Source organism: Dactylosporangium salmoneum, assembly GCF_039532525.1.
In the GTDB taxonomy this organism is placed as follows: domain Bacteria; phylum Actinomycetota; class Actinomycetes; order Mycobacteriales; family Micromonosporaceae; genus Dactylosporangium; species Dactylosporangium salmoneum.
On sequence record NZ_BAAARV010000058.1, the window covers coordinates 1 to 17,898 of the forward strand.

The 17,898-nt window shown below is 71.5% G+C and carries 20 protein-coding genes and 1 tRNA gene; 10 read left to right on the plus strand and 11 right to left on the minus strand.

Annotation, left to right across the window (positions count from 1 at the left end; genetic code table 11):
* Positions 1 to 52: 52 nt before the first annotated feature.
* Positions 53 to 826 (minus strand): class I SAM-dependent methyltransferase, encoded by a 774-nt coding sequence (locus tag ABD352_RS30005; RefSeq protein ID WP_344615873.1) that lies wholly within the window; start codon positions 824 to 826, stop codon positions 53 to 55.
* A gap of 14 nt (positions 827 to 840) precedes the next feature.
* The gene (locus ABD352_RS30010) at positions 841 to 1,191 is read right to left on the minus strand and encodes a winged helix-turn-helix transcriptional regulator (RefSeq protein WP_344615874.1); all 351 of its coding nucleotides are present in this window, start codon (positions 1,189 to 1,191) and stop codon (positions 841 to 843) included.
* Between the two features lie 48 nt (positions 1,192 to 1,239).
* On the opposite strand from ABD352_RS30010, the gene ABD352_RS30015 reads away from it, so the two are divergent.
* Positions 1,240 to 2,025 (plus strand): SDR family NAD(P)-dependent oxidoreductase, encoded by a 786-nt coding sequence (locus ABD352_RS30015; protein WP_344615875.1) that lies wholly within the window; start codon positions 1,240 to 1,242, stop codon positions 2,023 to 2,025.
* Here ABD352_RS30015 and ABD352_RS30020 read toward each other — a convergent pair.
* Complete coding sequence (locus ABD352_RS30020) at positions 2,000 to 2,866, minus strand: RNA polymerase sigma-70 factor (RefSeq protein ID WP_344615876.1); 867 nt, start codon at positions 2,864 to 2,866, stop codon at positions 2,000 to 2,002. The two genes, ABD352_RS30015 and ABD352_RS30020, sit on opposite strands and share 26 nt — an antisense overlap.
* 22 nt (positions 2,867 to 2,888) lie before the next feature.
* A complete protein-coding gene (locus ABD352_RS30025) occupies positions 2,889 to 3,629 on the minus strand; it encodes a helix-turn-helix domain-containing protein (protein WP_344615877.1) in 741 nt (246 codons plus the stop codon).
* A gap of 215 nt (positions 3,630 to 3,844) precedes the next feature.
* On the opposite strand from ABD352_RS30025, the gene ABD352_RS30030 reads away from it, so the two are divergent.
* From ABD352_RS30030 to ABD352_RS30040, 3 genes are read left to right on the plus strand one after another with little or no spacing between them, the layout of a single operon-like run.
* Positions 3,845 to 4,510, plus strand: a complete 666-nt coding sequence (locus ABD352_RS30030) for a DUF4097 family beta strand repeat-containing protein (protein ID WP_344615878.1) — start codon at positions 3,845 to 3,847, stop codon at positions 4,508 to 4,510.
* A 14-nt stretch (positions 4,511 to 4,524) separates the two neighbouring features.
* A complete protein-coding gene (locus tag ABD352_RS30035; RefSeq protein ID WP_344615879.1) occupies positions 4,525 to 5,463 on the plus strand; it encodes an ATP-binding cassette domain-containing protein in 939 nt (312 codons plus the stop codon).
* Positions 5,460 to 6,233, plus strand: coding sequence for an ABC transporter permease (locus tag ABD352_RS30040; protein WP_344615880.1), 774 nt, complete (start codon positions 5,460 to 5,462; stop codon positions 6,231 to 6,233). The genes ABD352_RS30035 and ABD352_RS30040 overlap by 4 nt, the downstream gene beginning before the upstream one ends.
* An 81-nt stretch (positions 6,234 to 6,314) precedes the next feature.
* Here ABD352_RS30040 and ABD352_RS30045 read toward each other — a convergent pair whose 3' ends face one another.
* The 3 genes from ABD352_RS30045 to ABD352_RS30055 are packed head-to-tail and all read right to left on the minus strand — an operon-like array spanning position 6,315 to position 8,163.
* A complete protein-coding gene (locus ABD352_RS30045; protein ID WP_344615881.1) occupies positions 6,315 to 6,509 on the minus strand; it encodes a CsbD family protein in 195 nt (64 codons plus the stop codon).
* Between the two features lie 41 nt (positions 6,510 to 6,550).
* Positions 6,551 to 7,180, minus strand: a complete 630-nt coding sequence (locus tag ABD352_RS30050; protein ID WP_344615882.1) for a DedA family protein — start codon at positions 7,178 to 7,180, stop codon at positions 6,551 to 6,553.
* 26 nt (positions 7,181 to 7,206) lie between these two features.
* Positions 7,207 to 8,163, minus strand: a complete 957-nt coding sequence (locus ABD352_RS30055) for a sigma-70 family RNA polymerase sigma factor (RefSeq protein WP_344615883.1) — start codon at positions 8,161 to 8,163, stop codon at positions 7,207 to 7,209.
* A gap of 60 nt (positions 8,164 to 8,223) precedes the next feature.
* Here ABD352_RS30055 and ABD352_RS30060 point away from each other — a divergent pair, with 60 nt between their 5' ends.
* The 4 genes from ABD352_RS30060 (at position 8,224) to ABD352_RS30075 (ending at position 11,246) form a co-directional block, all read left to right on the plus strand.
* On the plus strand, positions 8,224 to 8,880 hold the full coding sequence (locus ABD352_RS30060; protein ID WP_344615884.1) for an RluA family pseudouridine synthase: 657 nt from the start codon (positions 8,224 to 8,226) through the stop codon (positions 8,878 to 8,880).
* Positions 8,881 to 8,903: 23 nt separating this feature from the next.
* The gene (locus tag ABD352_RS30065) at positions 8,904 to 9,890 is read left to right on the plus strand and encodes a hypothetical protein (RefSeq protein WP_344615885.1); all 987 of its coding nucleotides are present in this window, start codon (positions 8,904 to 8,906) and stop codon (positions 9,888 to 9,890) included.
* Between the two features lie 18 nt (positions 9,891 to 9,908).
* Positions 9,909 to 9,981, plus strand: a tRNA-Arg gene (locus ABD352_RS30070).
* A gap of 671 nt (positions 9,982 to 10,652) precedes the next feature.
* Positions 10,653 to 11,246, plus strand: coding sequence for a hypothetical protein (locus tag ABD352_RS30075; protein WP_344615886.1), 594 nt, complete (start codon positions 10,653 to 10,655; stop codon positions 11,244 to 11,246).
* 105 nt (positions 11,247 to 11,351) lie between these two features.
* Here the strand turns inward: ABD352_RS30075 and ABD352_RS57765 are convergent, their stop codons facing one another.
* On the minus strand, positions 11,352 to 11,702 hold the full coding sequence (locus ABD352_RS57765; RefSeq protein ID WP_425553689.1) for a DUF3592 domain-containing protein: 351 nt from the start codon (positions 11,700 to 11,702) through the stop codon (positions 11,352 to 11,354).
* A 732-nt stretch (positions 11,703 to 12,434) separates the two neighbouring features.
* On the opposite strand from ABD352_RS57765, the gene ABD352_RS30085 reads away from it, so the two are divergent.
* Positions 12,435 to 13,235 carry an AfsR/SARP family transcriptional regulator gene (locus tag ABD352_RS30085; RefSeq protein WP_344615888.1) on the plus strand — a complete coding sequence of 267 codons (801 nt, stop codon included), beginning with the start codon at positions 12,435 to 12,437 and terminating at the stop codon, positions 13,233 to 13,235.
* Here ABD352_RS30085 and ABD352_RS30090 read toward each other — a convergent pair.
* Genes ABD352_RS30090 through ABD352_RS30100 form a run of 3 tightly spaced genes read right to left on the minus strand, consistent with a single transcriptional unit; the run spans position 13,174 to position 16,513 of the window.
* The gene (locus tag ABD352_RS30090; protein ID WP_344615889.1) at positions 13,174 to 13,611 is read right to left on the minus strand and encodes an SPW repeat domain-containing protein; all 438 of its coding nucleotides are present in this window, start codon (positions 13,609 to 13,611) and stop codon (positions 13,174 to 13,176) included. The genes ABD352_RS30085 and ABD352_RS30090 overlap by 62 nt on opposite strands.
* A gap of 35 nt (positions 13,612 to 13,646) precedes the next feature.
* The gene (locus tag ABD352_RS30095; RefSeq protein ID WP_344615890.1) at positions 13,647 to 15,257 is read right to left on the minus strand and encodes a glycoside hydrolase family 10-like protein; all 1,611 of its coding nucleotides are present in this window, start codon (positions 15,255 to 15,257) and stop codon (positions 13,647 to 13,649) included.
* Between the two features lie 56 nt (positions 15,258 to 15,313).
* Entirely contained in the window at positions 15,314 to 16,513 is a 1,200-nt protein-coding gene (locus ABD352_RS30100) for a DUF4407 domain-containing protein (RefSeq protein ID WP_344615891.1), read from the minus strand.
* A 149-nt stretch (positions 16,514 to 16,662) separates the two neighbouring features.
* Here ABD352_RS30100 and urtA point away from each other — a divergent pair, with 149 nt between their 5' ends.
* A complete protein-coding gene (gene urtA / locus ABD352_RS30105) occupies positions 16,663 to 17,883 on the plus strand; it encodes an urea ABC transporter substrate-binding protein (RefSeq protein ID WP_344615892.1) in 1,221 nt (406 codons plus the stop codon).
* Positions 17,884 to 17,898: the final 15 nt, after the last annotated feature.

Sequence of the window (17,898 nt, forward strand, 5' to 3'; positions counted from 1 at the left end):
GCCCGGCCGCCTACGCCGGTGTGCCGCCGGGGCCGGGCACGGGCCCGGCCGCCTACGCCGGTGTGACGCCCGCGACCGCGGCGTCGGTGCCGCCGCGCCACACCACGCCGGTCTCGGCGAAGCCGGCCGCGCGCAGCGCCTCCAGGTGCCAGGCGGCCGGTGGCAGCCACTCCGGCGAGTGCGGCTCGCTGTAGATGCGGTGGCGCTCCTCGACCAGCGGGGCGAGCACCGGGTCGACGGCGGCGAGGTCCCACCAGTCGCGCCACGACGGCACGGCGCCGGTGGCGTAGCGGCCCTCGCGGCGCGCGTCGGCCCGGGCCACCAGGCGCCGGGACAGACCGGGCAGCGCGTCGTCGGGCATGTGGTCGGCGTTGACGAAGACGCCGCCCGGGCGCAGCACGGCCGGCAGCTCCGCGTAGAGCTCGGTGAGCCGCTGCGGGGCCAGCCAGTGCAGCGCGGTCGCGGTCAGCACGGCGTCGTACGCCCGATGTGGCAGCCGGGCGGCCCAGCCCGGGTCGCGCAGGTCGGCGGGGACCAGGGTGGCCCGCTCGCCCAGGGAGGCCCCGGCGATGGCCAGCAGCGCCGGGTCGAGATCGAGCAGGGTGATCCCGACCCGGTCGAACCGGGCCAGCGCCCGCAGGCTGATCGAGCCGGTGCCGCCGGCCAGATCGAGGATCTTGATCGGGTCGCCGGGCGCCTCGGGCGCGACGGCATCGACCACGTCGAGCATCGCCGAGATGCGGTGCTCGCGGTCGGGCATGTACGCCTCTTGCTGGCGATCCCAGCTCTCCTGCCACGCGCGCGAATCGAGCTTGTAAGGAGTCATGGACATCAGGCTAATTACATCGATGCGGAACTTCCACCCCTTCGCACCGCCCATGCGGTCAGCGGGGCCAGCGACGCCATGAGGTCGGCGCCCTCGGCCGACAGCGCGTACTCCACGCTGGGCGGCACGGTCGGGAACACCGTGCGCTCGACCAGCCCGTCGCCCTCCAGCCCGCGCAGCGTGCGGGTCAGCATCCGCTGGCTGATGCCCTCGATGGCCCGGTGCAGCTCGTTGAAGCGGTACGGCCGGCGGGCCAGCAGCGCCAGCACGAGCAGCGTCCAGCGCTCGCCCATGCGGCGCACGATTCCGGTGACCGGGCAGGCGTCGTACTCGGCGACGGGCACACGGGTGTGCGCATCCAACATGAAAGTGCCTCCTTACGCGCTCGCCGCGAGTTTATTTCGATACGAGGCATGAAGACTGTGGTCATCAGCGGGGGCACGGACGGGATGGGGCGGGCCACGGCGCTCGCGCGGCGCGAGCGCGGCGACGCCGTGGTGGTGATCGGCAGCAACGCCGAGAAGGGGCGGGCGCTCGGGCCGGGCATCACGTTCGTCCAGGCCGACCTGAGCTCGACGGCGGAGGTCGCGCGGGTGGTCGCGACCCTGCGCGAGCGCCTGGAGTCGGTCGACGCGCTCGTGCTGTGCGCCAACCGGCAGAGCCCGCGGCGGCGCGAGACGCCGGAGGGGCTGGAGTACACCTTCGCGCTGTACTTCCTGAGCCGGCACCTGCTCGCCGAGGGACTGCGCCCGCTGCTGGAGGCCGCGCCCGCGCCGGTCGTCGTCAACGTGGCCGGGGTCGGGATGACCAAGGGCGCGATCGCCTGGGACGACCTGCAGCTGCGCCGGGGCTACGGCATGGTGCGGGCCCAGCTGCAGGCCGGGCGGCTCAACGACCTGCTCGGCGCGGGGTACCGCGGGAAGGCGCGCTACGTGCTGTACCACCCCGGCTTCACGCGCAGCGGGGACCTGAGCCCGCTGCCGGCGCCGCTGCGCCTGACCCTGCGGCTGCTGGCCCGGGTCGCGGCCCGCCCGGTCGCCGCCTCGGCGGCCCCGATCGTGGAGCTCGTCGACCACCCGCCGGCGGCCCGGCTGACCGCGGTGGACCGCGGCAAGGTGCTCGATCCGTCGCTGCCGACGCTCGACCCGGCCGCCGCCGAGCGCCTGCGCGAGGTCATCGAGCGGGCGGGATGGCGGTGAGCTTCTCCGGGTTGGCGATCAGGTGGATGGTCTCGATCAGCCCGTCGCGCAGGAACAGCGTCATGGCCGACACGACCGCGCCGCCGGCCCGGGCCACGATGCCCGGCCCGCCGTTGAGGTCGACGATCTCGGCCGTCAGGCCGTCCGGCGTCCGGCCGGCGAACGTGACCAGCGCGCGGGCCACCAGCTCGGCGCCGAGGATCGGCTTGCGCGGGGCCTGGGCCAGCCCGCCGCCGTCGCTGATCAGGGCCACCCCGGGGGCCAGCACCTCGACCAGCCGGCCCAGGTCGCCCCCGGCGCAGGCGGCCAGGAAGCGCTCGGTGACGGCGGTCCGGGTGGCCCGGTCGGTGTCGTAGCGCACGCGCTGGTCCTCGACGTGGGCCCGGGCCCGGGCGGCGGTCTGGCGGACGGCCGGCTCCGAGCGGTCGACGATGCCGGCGATCTCGGCGTAGGAGTAGCCGAAGGCCTCGCGCAGCACGAAGACGGCCCGCTCCAGCGGCGACAGCGACTCCAGCACCAGCAGCATGGCGGTCGACACGGAGTCGGCCAGGGCCACGCGCTCGGCCACGTCGGGCCCGGTGACCACCGGCTCGGGCAGCCAGGAGCCCACGTAGGCCTCGCGCCGGGACTGGGCGCTGCGCAGCCGGTCGACGGCCAGCCGGGTGGTCACGCGGACCAGGTAGGCCTCGGGGTCGTCCACCTCGGCCTGGTCGACGGCGCTCCAGCGCAGCCAGGCGTCCTGGACCACGTCCTCGGTGTCGGCGGCGCGCCCCAGCACCCGATAGGCCACGCCCCTCAGCCGCTCGCGATGCGCGTTGAAGACCTCGAGGTCGTCCGCCATACGCCGATCGTAGGCCGCACGGCTATCCGCGGTCGGGGCCTCCCGGTGTCGCTTCGGCCTTCGCGTAGAGGATCTCGTGGGCCTGCTCCGCGGCGCGGATCATGCTCTCGGCCACGAAGTCGACGAAGCGGGCGATGTTCTCGAGCCGGCCAGCGGCCGGGGAGTCCGGGCCGAGGATGGCGACGCCCTGCCGCGCGGTCTCGGCCAGCTGGGCGCTGGACCGGGCGCTGGCGATGATCGACTGGTACCAGACGTCGTTGTCGACGATGTAGCGCTCGCGGCGGCGTTCGTCACGCTCCCGGCGGATGAGGCCCAGGCCTTCGAGAAGCGCGACCGCCTTGGAGACGGACCCGGGGCTGACCTGGAGGTGCTGGGCCAGCTCGGACGCGGTGAGGCTGCCCTCGTCGCTGATGTAGAGGCAGGTCAGCACCCGCGACACCATCTTGGGCAGGCCCTGCCCCATGAGAAGGGTGGTGAACACCTCCTCGTATTCGCGCACGGCTCCGGCGTCGCGGCCGTGGGCCGTGGAGGTCGCCTGCGGCCCCCGGGGCGCGGCCTGCCGGCGCCGGTGCGCGCGGTGTTCGGTGGCGCGGTGGGCCAGCTCGGCGCGGTAGCCGGTGGGGCCTCCGTTGCGCATCACCTCGCGCGTGACCGTCGAGGTGGGGCGGTCGAGGCCCCTGGCGATCTCCGCATAGGCGAGCCCGTCGGCCAGCCCCAGCGCGATCTGCTGGCGCTCCTGCTGTGTGAGCCTGCCTCCCGGCATCGCGATCTCCCTTCCCGCTCCCTCAGCATAGCGTTCATTCTCGAATCAATGCAACGACGGAGGGTCGTTGCGTTGCATTGAAATCCGACTCGTTGCAACGATATCCGAACCGTGAGCTGCAAATATGTGCTGGAAGCGCAACGAGCTTGTTGCGTGATCCTTGAACGCAACGTAGCTTTTCCTGCATCGGAAACAACGAGTGCAAGGAGCGCACGATGCAGAAGTTCGACACCCCCGCCCCGATCGCCGCCGTCCTCGACATCCCCGCGGGGCGCGTCCAGCTCATCGCCGCCGACCGGGCCGACACCACGGTCGAGGTCCGGCCGGCGGACGCCTCGAAGGGTCGCGACGCGAAGGCGGCGGAGCAGGCCAAGGTCGAGTACGTCGACGGCGTCCTGCGGATCGAGGTCGAGGCGAAGCACCAGATCCTCGGCCCCTCCGGGTCCGTCGAGGTGACGGTCCAGCTGCCGGCCGGTTCCCGGGTCGAGGCGAAGGCGGCCAGTGCCGAGTTCCGGGTCGTCGGCCGGCTCGGCGACGTGGTCTTCGACGGCGCGCACGGCGCGATCAAGGTCGACGAGGCCGCGAGCGCCCGCCTCACCGTCCAGGCCGGCGACGTCTCGATCGGCCGCCTCAACGGCCCCGCGGAGATCACCACCGCCAAGGGCGACATCCGGATCGCCGAGGCCGTGCGCGGCGCGGTCGTGCTGCGCACCCAGGCCGGCGACGTGGAGGTCGGCGCCGCCCGCGGCGTCTCGGCCGCTCTGGACGCCGGCACGGAGCGCGGCCGGATCCACAACTCGCTCAAGAACGCCGACGGCAGCCCGGACCTGCACATCCACGCGACCACCGCCTACGGCGACATCGTCGCCCGCAGCCTCTGAGGAGCACCCCCACCATGACCAACCTGGCCATCGCGGCGAACGGGCTGCGCAAGTCCTACGGCGACAAGGTCGTGCTCGACGGCATCGACCTGGCCGTTCCCGAAGGAACGATCTTCTCCCTGCTCGGCCCGAACGGCGCCGGCAAGACCACCACCGTCCAGATCCTGTCCACCCTGATCCCGGCCGACGGCGGCGCCGTGCGGGTCGCCGGCCACGACCTGGCCGGCCGGCCGGACGACGTGCGCGGCGCGATCGGCGTCACCGGCCAGTACTCGGCCGTCGACAAGCTGCTCACCGGCGAGGAGAACCTGCTCCTCATGGCCGACCTCAAGCACCTCTCGCGCCCGGACGGCAGGCGCAAGGCGGCCGAGCTGATCGAGCGCTTCGACCTCGTCGAGGCGGCCCGCAAGCCGGCGGGGACCTACTCCGGCGGCATGCAGCGCCGGCTCGACCTGGCGATGACCCTGGTCGGCGACCCCCGCCTGATCTTCCTGGACGAGCCGACCACCGGCCTCGACCCGCGCAGCCGCCGCTCGATGTGGCAGATCGTGCGGGAACTGGTCGCGGGCGGCGTCACCATCTTCCTCACCACGCAGTACCTCGAGGAGGCCGACCAGCTGGCCGACCGCATCGCCCTGCTCGACCACGGGCGGCTGATCGCGGAGGGCACCGCCGAAGAGCTGAAGCGGCGCATCCCCGGCGGCCACATCCGGTTCACCTTCGCCGACGCGCACCAGCTCGACGCCGCCCGCAGCCTCGTCGGCGCCGGGACCGCCGACCCGGAGGCGCTCACCCTGCAGGTGCCCAGCGACGGGGGCGTCCGGGCGATCCGCGAGCTGCTCGCCCTGCTGGACGAGCGCTCGGTCGACATCGCCGACATGAGCGTGCACACCCCCGACCTCGACGACGTCTTCCTCACCCTCACCGGCCAGCAGAAGGAGGCCATCCGATGAGCACCATCGCCCTCGCCGCCCGCGACTCGTCCACCATGGTCAGGCGCCAGCTCAAGCGCGTGGTCCGCTACCCGGCCATGACCGTGCAGCTGGTCGTCACGCCGATCATCATCCTGCTGCTGTTCGTCTACGTCCTCGGCGGCACGCTCGGCAGCGGGATCGGCGGTGGCCGGGCCGCCTACGTCAACTACGTCGTCCCCGGCATCCTGCTCATGACGGCCGCCATGGCGTCGACCGGAACCGCCGTCATGGTCGCCACCGACATGACCGAGGGCATCATCGCCCGGTTCCGCACCATGCGGATCTTCCGCGCCTCGGTCCTCACCGGCCACGTCGTCGCCAGCGTCATCCAGCAGCTCCTCGGCATGGCGCTCCTCGCCGGCATCGCGCTGGCGATCGGCTTCCGCCCGAACGCGGGCGTCGTGGAGTGGCTGGCCGCGATCGGCATGCTCACCCTGTTCGCCGTGGCCATCACCTGGCTGTCGGTCGCCCTCGGCCTGAAGTCCCCGACCCCCGAGGCGGCCGGCAGCGCCCCGATGCCCCTGATCCTGCTGCCCTTCCTCGGCAGCGGCTTCGTCCCCACCGACTCCATGCCCACTGTGCTGCGCTGGTTCGCCGAGTACCAGCCCTTCACCCCGATCATGGAGACCGTCCGCGGCCTCCTCCTCGGCACCCCGATCGGCAACAGCGGCCTCATCGCCATCGCCTGGTGCGCAGGCATCGCGGCGGTCTCCTACCTCTGGGCCAAAAGCATCTTCAACAAGGCCTGAGGTGGCCCGCAGCGACGGGGCCAGAACGCAGGGCGGGCCGCCCCCGAGATGGGGGCGGCCCGAAACCCGTCGCGTCAGCGGTCAGTGGTCGAACGCGTCGCGCACGTTGCGCCCGGCGTCCTTCACGTGGTCGCCGGCCTGCTTCGCCTTCGCGGCGGCGCGCTCGGCTGCGCCTTCGGCCTCGAGTCGTTCGTTGTTCGTGGCGTCGCCGTACTTCTCCTTGACGGCGCCCTTGAACTCCTCGCCCTTGTGCTCGACCTTGTCCGTGAAGCTCATCGCACATCCCTTCCACGTTTCCGGTCTCTCGCCTTGCTACATCAGGGGTGCCCGGCCTTGCGGGTTCGCAAACGCATCCGCTGGGCCGCGGTCGTCACACCGGTCACGAGCAGGGAGAGGACCACGCCCAGCGCGGCGGCGGCCAGCGGGTTGCCGCTGAAGACGTTGCCGCCGAGGTAGCCGAGGCCCACCGTGTAGAGGCTCCACAGCAGCGCGCCGGCGGCGATGGCCGGCAGGAAGCGGCGGCGGGGGAACTCGGCGTACCCGCTGACGAGGGCCACCGTCGTGCGACCCAGCGGGACGAACCGCCCGGCGGCGACGATCGCGCCGCCGCGCCGGTCGAGCAGGCGGGCCACCCACGCGACCGCCCGCCACGAGCGCTCGCCGCGCACGAAGCGCTCCACCAGCCGGCGCCCGCCGCGCCGGGCCGCCTCGTGCATGAGCAGGTCACCGGCGACCACCGCGGTCACCGACGCCGTCAGCACGACGGCCACGTGCAGGTGCCCGCTCGCGGCCAGCGCGCCCCCGGCGATGACGCTGGTCTCCGCCGGCACCGCCGGGATCAGACAGTCCAGCACCAGCAGCACGAAGATCACCAGGTACGCCCATCCGGCCATTGCCTCCATGCCCTCCACGGTGCCGTCGCGGGGCGTCTGGCGCAGCGGTGCCACCCTGCCGATCTCCGGTGGGGCTTTCCCTACCCCGCCGCCTCGAACAGCCCGAAGAGCCGCGGGTCGTGGAACGCGATCATCTCCCTGATCAGGCCGCCCTCGATGCGCAGCACGCCGACGGCGAAGGGTTGCTCGGCGGTGGCACCGGGCGGCGTGTGGTAGGCGATCAGCGCCGGGGAACGGTTGGCCCGCACGGGCACGGCGCGGACCCGCCCCACGTGGGCCGGGGAGCCGGGCGGGACGCTGAGCGAGAGCGTGTCGACGATGGCGGACTTTCCGAGGTACCACATGGGCAGCGGCGGCATCGCGGCGCGCGCCTCGTCGGCGATCAGCCGCGCCATCCCGGCCACGTCGGCGCGCTCGAAGGCCTCGACGTAGCGGCGCAGCACCTCCCGCTCGCCGGGCTCCGGCCCCCGCTCCGGCCGCCAGTCCTCGCCCCGCTCCGGCAGCCGCTCGCGCAGCGTGGCGCGGGCCCGCTGCAGCGCGCTGTTGACCGAGGGCCCGGTCGCCCCGAGCAGGTCCGCGGTCTCCGCCGCCGACCAGCCGAGCACGTCGCGGGCGATGAGCACGGCCCGCTGCCGCGGCGGCAGGTGCTGCAGCGCGGCCAGGAACGCCAGCTCCACCGTCTCCCGGGCGACCAGCCGGGTCGCCGGGTCCTCGTCGAGCACCCGGTCGGGCAGCGGCTCCAGCCAGGGCACGTCGGCCCGCGGCGGCAGGCTCACGCCGGGCGCTGACGGCGGGGCGAGGTCCATCGGCAGCACCCGGCGCTGGGCGCTCTTGAGCGCGTCGAGGCAGGCGTTGGTGGCGATGCGGTACAGCCACGCCCGGACCGACGAGCGCCCCTGGAACTGGTCCCAGCCCCGCCACGCGCGCAGGAACGTCTCCTGCACCAGGTCCTCGGCCTCGTGGAAGGAGCCCACCATGCGGTAGCAGTGCACCTCGAGCTCCCGGCGGTGCCGCTCCAGCTGTTGGGTCAGGTCCATGGAAGCCCCTCCGTCGCAACGTGAAATGTTAGGACGATGTGGGCGGAGTTTCGTGAGCGCGTGATCCTGGAGGACGACGCGATCCTGGTGCTGGACAAGCCGGTCGGCGTCTCGGTGATGGGCGAGCGGCACGAGTCCGACCTGGTGCGGATGGCGGCCGAGGCCGGCGAGCAGCTGTATCCCGTGCACCGCATCGACAAGGTCACCTCCGGCATCATTCTCTTCGCCAAGGAGCTGGCCGCGCACGGCGGGCTGACCAGGCAGTTCAACAAGCGCACGGTCGACAAGGCGTACCTCGCGCTGACCGCCCCGGGCGGCCTGCCCCCGACCGGCCGCATCGACCTGCCGCTGAGCGTCGGGCGCAAGAGCCGGGTGCGGATCGCGGCTCCCCGGGAGAGCATCGTCCACCAGGGTGACAGCTGGACGGTCCCGGCCGCGGAGGTCTTCGACACCGTGCCGACGTACCCGTCGGTGACCACGTTCGCGGTGCGCGCCCAGACCGCCGAGCGGGCCCTGCTGGAGGCCGTGCCGCAGACCGGCCGCCGGCACCAGATCCGCGTGCACCTGGCCTGGATCGGGCACCCGATCGTGGGCGACCCGCTCTTCGAGAAGGCCCCGGCCGGGCGCACCTACCTGCACTCCTGGCGGCTGTCCTTCGACCACCGCGGCGAGCGCGTCACCGTGGAGGCCCCCGCCCCGCCGGACTTCACGGTGTAGCCGGGACCGGGCATGATGCGCCCGTGGATCTGGACCGGGAACGCTGGACGGCCCTGAGCGACGCCGGGGCCGAGGCGCTGGCCGCGCGGATCGCCGACCGGCTCGGGGCCGCCTCGGTGCGGGTGCGGCCGCACGAGTACGCCGGCCGGCGCAACCGGATCGCCGTCTTCGACCTGGGCGGCGAGCCCTTCGCGCTCGTGCCGGGCGGCCGGGCGCGGGTCGGGTACGACGCCGTGCGGTTCGTCCCCACCGCCGATCAGGTGGACAGCTACCGGGAGTCCGTCGAGGAGTACGGCATCCCGCTGAGCATCCACGAGTACGTCGACGCGTACACGTCACCCGCGCGGACGGTCGAGGTGCCGGCGCTGCTCGTGTCGGTCGAGGCGGTGCAGGCCGGGCTGACCGAGGTGGCGCCCGACGACCCGGCCGTCGCGCGCCGGGTCGAGCAGCTGCGCAGCACCGCGGGCGCGACCGGCGGGGACATGCCGAGGCAGGTCACGTGGCACGGGTTCGGCCGCGCGCTGCTCGGCCCCGACGGCACGGTGCACGCCGCCTGGCGGTTCGGCCGCCCGACGCACGGCGGGGAGGTGGCCCGGCTGGCCGCGATCGGGCAGCGGCTGCTCACGCCGGACGAGTGGGAGTACGCCTGCGGCGCCGGGGCCGCCTCGCTGTTCCGCTGGGGCGATGCCTGCCCGGCCGGCCCCGACCCGTACTCCGCCGCGAGCGGGCCGCACCGCGAGCCGAACCTGTTCGGGCTGCTCATCGGGCAGGACCCCTACCGCGACGAGCGCACCGCCGACCCGGCCGTGGTGTGCGGCGGCGACGGAGGCGGCATGGTCTGCGGCGGCGCGGGCGAGTTCGTCTCCTGGCTGACCGTCGCCACCGCCTACCGCGACCCCGACCACGCCGAGTTCATCCAGCGGGAGGGCGAGCACCTCGACCAGATGCTGATCCGCCCGGCGATACCCGTACCGGATACGCGATTTCGGCCGGACCCAACTCTCGCCTAGACTCGGGGGTCGGAGCAGGGCCTCGTAGCTCAGGGGATAGAGCACCGCTCTCCTAAAGCGGGTGTCGCGCGTTCGATTCGCGCCGGGGCCACCGATGGAAGGGCTGTTGACCAGCCCAAACGGGCTCCTTGACCAGCGGCGATGCGGTCAAGGAGCCCGTTCGTTGTCCGGCTGTCCCCGACGCTGACCGGTCGTGAACGGCTGTTCGCGGCAAATACGTGGCCAAGTTCGCCGTGCCTACCAGTGACCCAACGCGGCGTCCACCCGCTGGCGGTTCTGCTCGATCCCCCCGATCGAGGCACTTAGCGTAGATCCGCAGCAGCACTTCTACCGACTGTCCTGCCCACTCGGCGACGTCGGTCGGCAGCCCGCACCGGAGTAGCGATTTCCTGCCGGTCCTGATGATCTCGTGCGAGACAGATCCGCCTCGGCGTTGGGGCCGAGTCGGTTGGCGACCGGCTCCGATCGGCCGGTGACAGCGGGGTGTACAGACATCGCATATACGCAGACCGCGATAGAAAAAGACGGCGACGAGAACACCACAACCATCAAATCTACTATCCCGACGGTCGATGCATTGGTTGGTCCATCAAGCACTTCAATAACGAGGGCGACGAAGTCACCGTCAACGACTCCACGTTCTTGATGTTGGAGCTCATGAACGCTGGGACCCGACCGGCGCCGATGGACGACTCATTGCCGCCTTCGACCCCGAGGGACGCACTAGATAACCGTTGCCTTGCGCCGCAACCGGAGTGCCCGGTGTCGACGCGATCCGGCAACGCCGGCGTGCGCGCCGTTTGGCACGATGACCCTGTGGGCCAACGACCGATCAGGACACGGGCCGAACGGATGCTCGGATACCTGCGGGTACTTGAGGCCCGCGACCCCGCCACACCTCCTGATCGCCTCCGCGCCCTCGCGGACGATGACTACCGTCCGGTTCGGGTGTGGACCGCACGCAATTTCCACACGCCTGCCGATGCGTTGGAACGGCTCGCACGCGACGAAGACGACCACGTCCGATGGCGCGCAACCTACAACTTGAACCTGCCCGAAGTGGCAATCCGCTGGCAAGCCAACGGGGACCGGAAACGTCTCGGCGCCGGTTACAACGGCTGGCTGCACGACATGGCTCACCACCCGGGCGCGCCCGTAACACTCCGCGCCGAACTGCTCGCTGGTGGTGCGTGCCCGCAGTGGTGCCGGCAAACCGAGGACCAGGGCGCGAACGTCGATCGCGGGGATAACTCAAGGTCTGAGCGGAACTTGCGCACAAAGCCTCCCCGAACCATCGACAGCCATCGGGAACCGGGCCGTCAGCAGGAGGTTCGCGGATCGTCGCAGATCCGGTAACCAAGGTGACCTCGTTCGCATCGAGGAAGTCGGCGATTCGCTTCCAGCGGCAGCGCCAGGCCCCACCAGCCAGGCCGTGACGAGGAGGCTGTCGCCCGCCGTTACTTACGCGACGCGGGTGGCACCATAGGCGGCGGCGACCAGGAGTACGACTCCGCCGAGGCCCACCGACCAAAAGGCGCCCCCACCGCCGTTCACGTCTCCCACCCGGCCGGTCGGGTCCTTCGGGTCGTACCGAATTTGTATCCGCGCGCCCACCTTGACCTCGGTTTCATCGCCCGGGTTGGACACGTTGGCCTGGACGGTCTTTCCGTCGGCGGTGGTGAACCGAACCGCTGCGTTAGTACCGCTCTTGTCGTAAGACACCGCCACGACGTCGCCCGTTGTGACCAGTCCACGTTCCTGCAAGATCCGATGGTCGTAGTACATCTGGAGCGCGATGAACACGAACGCCACCCCGGCGACGGTGGCGCAGGCGACGCCAGCCCACTCTTTCGTTGCGCTACGCCGTGGACGGCTTCGGCCGGACAGCGTGGGACGGCGCATTGACGATCGGGCCGGCTCCTTTGCCTGATCGCCCAACCGCAACCGTCGTTGCCGTTCTCGCTTCCCTGCCATGCGATCATTATGTGCGCTGTCCGCACGTTGCAAACGTTGCGTACACTCGGGAACGTAGATCGGCACCGTCCTTCGGCGGTTGCACCTCCGCCCTGCGGGCCAAGGTCGCATTGACGATCGGTCCGTGGAACAGGAACGGGTGGGTGAGCGCACGCGCCCTGACGGCAAATACGCGGCCAACCACTACAGGACAACGGGTAGCCAGGCGGTGCTTGCGCGGATGAACGGTCATCCACCCGTGGGAGCACGCACCGCTCTCTAAAGCGGGTGTCGCGCGTTCGATTCGCGCCGCGGCCCCCCGCCTTCCCGGCGGGGGCGTGCACGTATCCCGCGAACAGTCGCGCGGTCGCACCGTTCGGGGGATGGGGGTCAGTCGGGCGGCGGACACTTCGCAATCTGGCATGTGCCTACATTCACTTGCGCCATGCACATCAACGTCCTGGGCGATCTGATCGCGACCCGCGACGGCGAGCCCCTCGACCTCGGGGGGCGGCGCCAGCGCGCGTTGCTCGCGTTGCTGGTGCTCGCCCGAGGCGAGACCGTCTCGGCCGACCGGCTCGTGGACGCGGTGTGGGGCGAGCAGCCCCGCCCGCCGCCGTCGCGGCGCTGCAGTCCTACGTCTCCCACCTGCGCCGACGCCTGGAGCCGGACCGCGGGGCGCGCTCGCGCGGGTCGGTGATCGTCAGCCGCGGCTCCGGCTATGCGGTACTGCTGGAACCCGAGGCCGTCGACGCCTGGCGCTTCGAGCGCCTGCTCCGCGAGCCCGGCCCCGACCCGATCGCCCGGCTCGGCGAGGCGCTCGCCCTGTGGCGGGGCCCGGCCTACGCCGAGTACGCCGACCTGCCGTGGGCCGAGGCCGAGGCGAGCCGCCTCAACGAGCTGCGTGAGGTGGCGAGGGACCAGCTCGCGGCGGCCCGGCTGGCCGGCGGGGAGAGCGCCGTGCTGGTGCCGGAGCTGGAGACGCTGGTGGCCGCCGCGCCGCTGCGCGAGGAGCGCTGGCGGCTGCTGGTCCTGGCCCTCTACCGGGCCCACCGGCAGGGCGACGCGCTGGCCGCGCTGCGCCGCGCCCGGCGGATGCTGGCCGACGCTCTACGCCGCCGCGGTCCTAGCGCTCGGCACCCGCGGGGTGGCCCCGCCCGCCCCGCCGTCCCCGGAGGCGACGCTGTCGGCGACCGAGCGCCGGATCCTGGACCGGCATCGGGGCGGGGTGGACGAGCGGGAGATCGCCGAGACGCTGTTCCTGACCCCGCGCTCGGTCCGCGCCGCCCTGGAGTCGATGCGCATCCGCCTGGGCCTGGCCTTCTGAGCGTCAGTCCCGCTCGTCGCCCGACCCCAGCGCCGCGCACACCAGGATCAGCAGCCCGACGATGATGTCGTTGGTGGTCGAGGTCGACCAGCCGTACTGCAGCACCAGCGGCGCCACGAGCAGCCACCCCGCCAGCCCGCCGGTCACCCAGGCGAACGCCGCGGACCGGGGCACGATCAGGCGGATGGTGGTCACGATCGCGATGGTGATGCCGGTGACCGCGTCGCTCCAGAAGACGTCGTAGCGGCCCGCCCCGATGTAGCCGAACGGCACGGCCGAGACCACGAGCCACACCGCGGCGAGGAAGGTGACGGTGAGCAGGGCCCGCGACCCGGTGCTCTTCAGCTCGCCGTCGGACGGGCGGTGGGGGTCGTCGGGCGGGGCGGCCCGGATGTGCGCGGGCGTGGTGAAGTCCTGGTCGGACAGGAAGCTCGTCGTCACTCCCGAAGCCTCGGCAAGGCCGGGATGATCGAGGATCACCCAGCGGGAGGGCTTTCGTTCCACGAGCGGTCCAGCTCGGTGACGCAGTAGGTGCCCTTCGGCCCGGTGTAGTCGCCGTCGCCGCCTCGGCGGGTGGCGACCAGGCGGGCCGTGGTGCCCTCCACGCGGTACACGGCGGAGGAGACGCCCTTGCCGGTCCAGCTCAGCCTGACGTTGTCCCCGTCGGCGGCCGACTTCAGCGCGGGCGCGGCCGGTGCGTTGCCGGGCAGCCACTTCATCACCGGCGGGAACGCCGGGGTGGAGTAGAAGTGCGCGGCGTACTTCGACACCGAGCCCAGCGCGTCGGCCCGCACGTTCTTGGCGCTGAAGTGAACGCTGCCGGTGACCTGCGGATACGTGCGGTTGAGGGCCAGTTCGCGGTCGAGTTCGCCGGGGTCGGAGAACGGGCCGGACTGTCCCACGCGGTAGTCGGCCTGGCCGATGTACAGCTGCACCCTGGTCGTCTTGACCACGTCCACCCACCAGGGCACAAGCTTGGCGTAGTCCGCGACGTCGAAGCCGATGTTCCAGTACAGCTGCGGCACGATGTAGTCGAGCCACTGCGCGCGCACCCACAGGCGGGTGTCGGCGTAGATGTCGTCGTAGCTCTGCAGTCCGCGGGTGGGGGAACCGGCGGGGTCGGTGGAGGAGTTGCGCCAGATGCCGAACGGGCTGATGCCGAACTTCACCCAGGGCTTGAGCTGCTTGATCCGCTGGCTCATCTCCTGGACGAGCTTGTTGACGTTGTCGCGGCGCCAGTCGGCCTTGCTCATGCCGTTGCCGTACTGCCGGTAGGCGGCCTCGTCCGGGTAGTCCTGCTTGCCCACCGGGTACTGGTAGAAGAAGTCGTCGAAGTGCACCCCGTCGACGTCGTACTTCTGCACCGCCTCCAGCATCGAGTCCTCGACGAACTTGCGCGCCTCCGGGATGCCCGGGTTGAAGTGCAGGCGGCTGCCTGTGGTGCCCACCGACGGGTAGACGATCGCCCACTCCGGGTGTTTGCGCAGCGGGTGGTCGGGGGCGAGCGCGTTGATGTCCGGTCCGGAGCCGGACGGGGCGGGCTGGCTGCCGCGGTACGGGTTGAACCAGGCGTGGAACTCGAGGTTGCGCTTGTGCGTCTCGTCGATCATCCACTGCATCAGGTCGAAGCCCGGGCCCTGGCCGCGTACCCCGGTGATCCACTCGGACCAGGGCGCGTACTGCGAGGGCCACAGCGCGTCGCCGCTGGGCCGGACGTGGACGAAGACCGCGTTGAGGTTGCGTTGCACCGCGAGGTCGAGCCAGCCGAGGTACTCGGCCTTGATCTGCTCGGCGGGCAGCCCCGGCCGGCTGGGCCAGTCGATGTTCTCGACCGTCGTGATCCAGATCCCGCGCAGCTCGCGGGGGGCGCTCAGGGCCGCGCCGCCACAGCGCTGGGCCCGCGGGTCGGCGGCGCGGTCGGCCCGGTCGCCGAGCCCGACCCGCTCGACCCGGGACGGATCCTCGGCCGAGGCGGACAGTGCGTCGGACCACACCGCCCGGACGGCCCCGACGCCCGCGACGAGGGCGAGCACGATGCCGGCGACGATGGACAGAGTCGGTGCGCGGCGGGGGAGACGGTGGCGCACCGGGCCAGTCTGCCGAGCCCACCGGCGCAAACGCCAGCGATTCGGAAACTTCTGTCCTAACGGACCAGTCGGGTCTGGTCCTCGAGTTCCGCCATGAGCCGCTCGGTCGCCTTGGCCACCGCGGCGTCCATCAGCCGCCGCTCGGCGACCACCGTCTCCAGGCCGTCGCCGGCGAGCTCCCGGGCCGACTGGGCCATCCGGAGCTCCTGCTCGTGCCGCTTGGTCGCGGACAGCTCCCGGCGCCGGGCCTCGCGGGCCTCGGTGCGCTCGTAGCCGTTGCCGTAGGAGACCAGCTTGAGCCAGACGGCGGCGCAGTCCAGGCAGACCAGCAGCGCGGCCACGCCGAGGTAGAAGAAGCCGAAGCCCCAGAAGTCGCTGGTCACCAGGTGCCACATGGCGGTGGTGCGGGCCCCGAAGCCGGCGCCGGCCTCGACCGAGGTCCGGTTGGCGGAGCGCTGCTCGGCGATCTGGCCCATGAGGTCGGCGACCTGGGCGGTGCGGGCCTGCCGGCCGTGCTCCTGCGAGGAGCGCAGGGCGGCCGCCTCGCCGTCGAGCCGGGTGGCCTCGTCCATGAGCGAGCGGGACTGCTGCACGAGCGTGTCGCAGTAGCCGCCGGACGGGCAGCCGGCCCGCTGTGTCACGCCGTTGGCCCGCGAGTCGGCCAGGGCCTGGTCGTACGTCGACGCCGACTCCTTGCGCTTGTCGGCCGCCAGCTTGTGCAGGTCGGCCACGGCCGCGTCGTCGGCGCCGTCCTGGGCCCGCAGCGCGTCGATCTGGCGCTGGAAGGTGGCGATCGCGCCGTCGTGCTCGAGCTGGGCCAGCTGCCGGTTGTGGACGGTGCCGAGGTACGCGTCGACCTCGCCCTTGTAGCGGGCCAGCATCAGCGGCTCGGTGATGACGACGGCGAAGAGCAGGGCGAGCAGCATCCGGCCGGCGTAGAGGCCGAAGGTGCGCCGGCGCAGGAGGTGGTGCGGGTCGGTGGAGTCCAGCCGCTCGTAGTTCACCGCCACCCGGCCGACCACGGCCCGGTCGTAGGCGATCACGGCCGCGGCGACCGGCGGGCCGACCAGCCACTGCCACCAGGGGTGGCTGTAGTTGGAGGAGGCGTCGACGAAGCTCGCCGCGCCGACGATCGCGTACACGCCGTACAGCAGGATGAAGATCCCGACCGAGCTGTAGAGCGCCCGATCGGTGTGGGTCCGCACGCTCGCGGGGTTGACATTGGCGACCTTGAGGAGCGCGTCGCGTGCAGCCATGCGCACGACGTTACGCGAGGATAAGTCGCATTTTCCGGCTTTCCGGATTGTGAGCGCCAGGTAACTCGCGCGTTATCGAAGCATTGAGATGTGTGAAACGGGGCGTCCATACGGTTCGGTCTCCCACCACCGACTGGACAGGACTGAATATGGCCCCACTGGCTCGACGCGGTCTCTTCGCGCTGGCAACCGTTACGCTCCTGGCCCTGGCGGGCTGCTCCGAGCCCGCCAAGGGCGACAGTGGTTCCTCGAGCGGCGACACGATCAAGGTCGGCATCCTGCACTCGCTGAGCGGCACGATGTCGATCTCCGAGGTCACCGTGCAGAAGTCGGAACTCATGGCCATCGACGAGATCAACGCCGCCGGTGGCGTGCTGGGCAAGAAGCTGGAGCCCGTCGTCGAGGACGGGGCCTCCGACTGGCCGACCTTCGCGGAGAAGGCGCAGAAGCTCATCTCCAAGGACAAGGTGGCCACCGTCTTCGGCGGGTGGACCTCGGCCAGCCGCAAGGCGATGCTTCCGGTGTTCGAGCGCAACAAGGCCCTGCTGTGGTACCCGGTGCAGTACGAGGGGCTGGAGAGCTCGCCGTACATCTTCTACACCGGCGCCACCACGAACCAGCAGATCATCCCGGGCCTGGACTACCTCAAGCAGCAGGGCAAGAAGAAGATCTTCCTGGTCGGCTCCGACTACGTGTTCCCGCGCACCGCCAACAAGGAGATCAAGGCGTACGCGGCGGCCAACGGGATGGAGATCATCGGCGAGGAGTACACGCCGCTGGGCCACACCGAGTACAGCACCGTGGTGAACAAGCTCGCCGCGGCCAAGCCCGACGCGGTCTTCAACACCCTCAACGGCGACTCCAACGTGGCCTTCTTCAAGGAGCTCAAGAACAAGGGCATCACCGCGGGCACCATGCCGACCGTCTCCGTCAGCGTGGCGGAGGAGGAGGTCGTCGGCATCGGCAAGGAGAACATCGCCGGCCACCTGGTCGCGTGGAACTACTACCAGACCACCTCGGGCGCGGCCAACGACAAGTTCGTCGCCGCCTTCAAGGCGAAGTACGGCGCCGACAAGGTCACGTCCGACCCGATGGAGGCCGGCTACAACGCCGTCTACCTCTGGGCCGAGGCGGTCAAGAAGGCCGGCAGCACCGACGTGGAGAAGGTCAAGGCGGCGGCCAAGGGCATCTCGCTCGACCTGCCGGAGGGCAAGGTCACGATCGACGGCGACAACCAGCACGTCTACAAGACCGCCCGGATCGGCGTCATCCAGCCGGACGGGCAGATCAAGGAGGTGTGGAACTCCGGCCAGCCGATCAAGCCGGACCCGTACCTCAAGGGCTACGACTGGGCCAAGGGCCTGAGCTGAGGAAGGGGCGTCGGC

What these genes read in the sequence shown, in the direction of transcription:
- ABD352_RS30005 (WP_344615873.1), bottom strand. Translation starts at nt 826, where the DNA reads ATGACTCCTTACAAGCTCGATTCGCGCGCGTGGCAGGAGAGCTGGGAT.
- ABD352_RS30010 (WP_344615874.1), bottom strand. Translation starts at nt 1,191, where the DNA reads ATGTTGGATGCGCACACCCGTGTGCCCGTCGCCGAGTACGACGCCTGC.
- ABD352_RS30030 (WP_344615878.1), top strand. Translation starts at nt 3,845, where the DNA reads ATGCAGAAGTTCGACACCCCCGCCCCGATCGCCGCCGTCCTCGACATC.
- ABD352_RS30035 (WP_344615879.1), top strand. Translation starts at nt 4,525, where the DNA reads ATGACCAACCTGGCCATCGCGGCGAACGGGCTGCGCAAGTCCTACGGC.
- ABD352_RS30040 (WP_344615880.1), top strand. Translation starts at nt 5,460, where the DNA reads ATGAGCACCATCGCCCTCGCCGCCCGCGACTCGTCCACCATGGTCAGG.
- ABD352_RS30015 (WP_344615875.1), top strand. Translation starts at nt 1,240, where the DNA reads ATGAAGACTGTGGTCATCAGCGGGGGCACGGACGGGATGGGGCGGGCC.
- ABD352_RS30045 (WP_344615881.1), bottom strand. Translation starts at nt 6,509, where the DNA reads ATGAGCTTCACGGACAAGGTCGAGCACAAGGGCGAGGAGTTCAAGGGC.
- ABD352_RS30100 (WP_344615891.1), bottom strand. Translation starts at nt 16,513, where the DNA reads ATGGCTGCACGCGACGCGCTCCTCAAGGTCGCCAATGTCAACCCCGCG.
- urtA (WP_344615892.1), top strand. Translation starts at nt 16,663, where the DNA reads ATGGCCCCACTGGCTCGACGCGGTCTCTTCGCGCTGGCAACCGTTACG.
- ABD352_RS30020 (WP_344615876.1), bottom strand. Translation starts at nt 2,866, where the DNA reads ATGGCGGACGACCTCGAGGTCTTCAACGCGCATCGCGAGCGGCTGAGG.
- ABD352_RS30055 (WP_344615883.1), bottom strand. Translation starts at nt 8,163, where the DNA reads ATGGACCTGACCCAACAGCTGGAGCGGCACCGCCGGGAGCTCGAGGTG.
- ABD352_RS30025 (WP_344615877.1), bottom strand. Translation starts at nt 3,629, where the DNA reads ATGCCGGGAGGCAGGCTCACACAGCAGGAGCGCCAGCAGATCGCGCTG.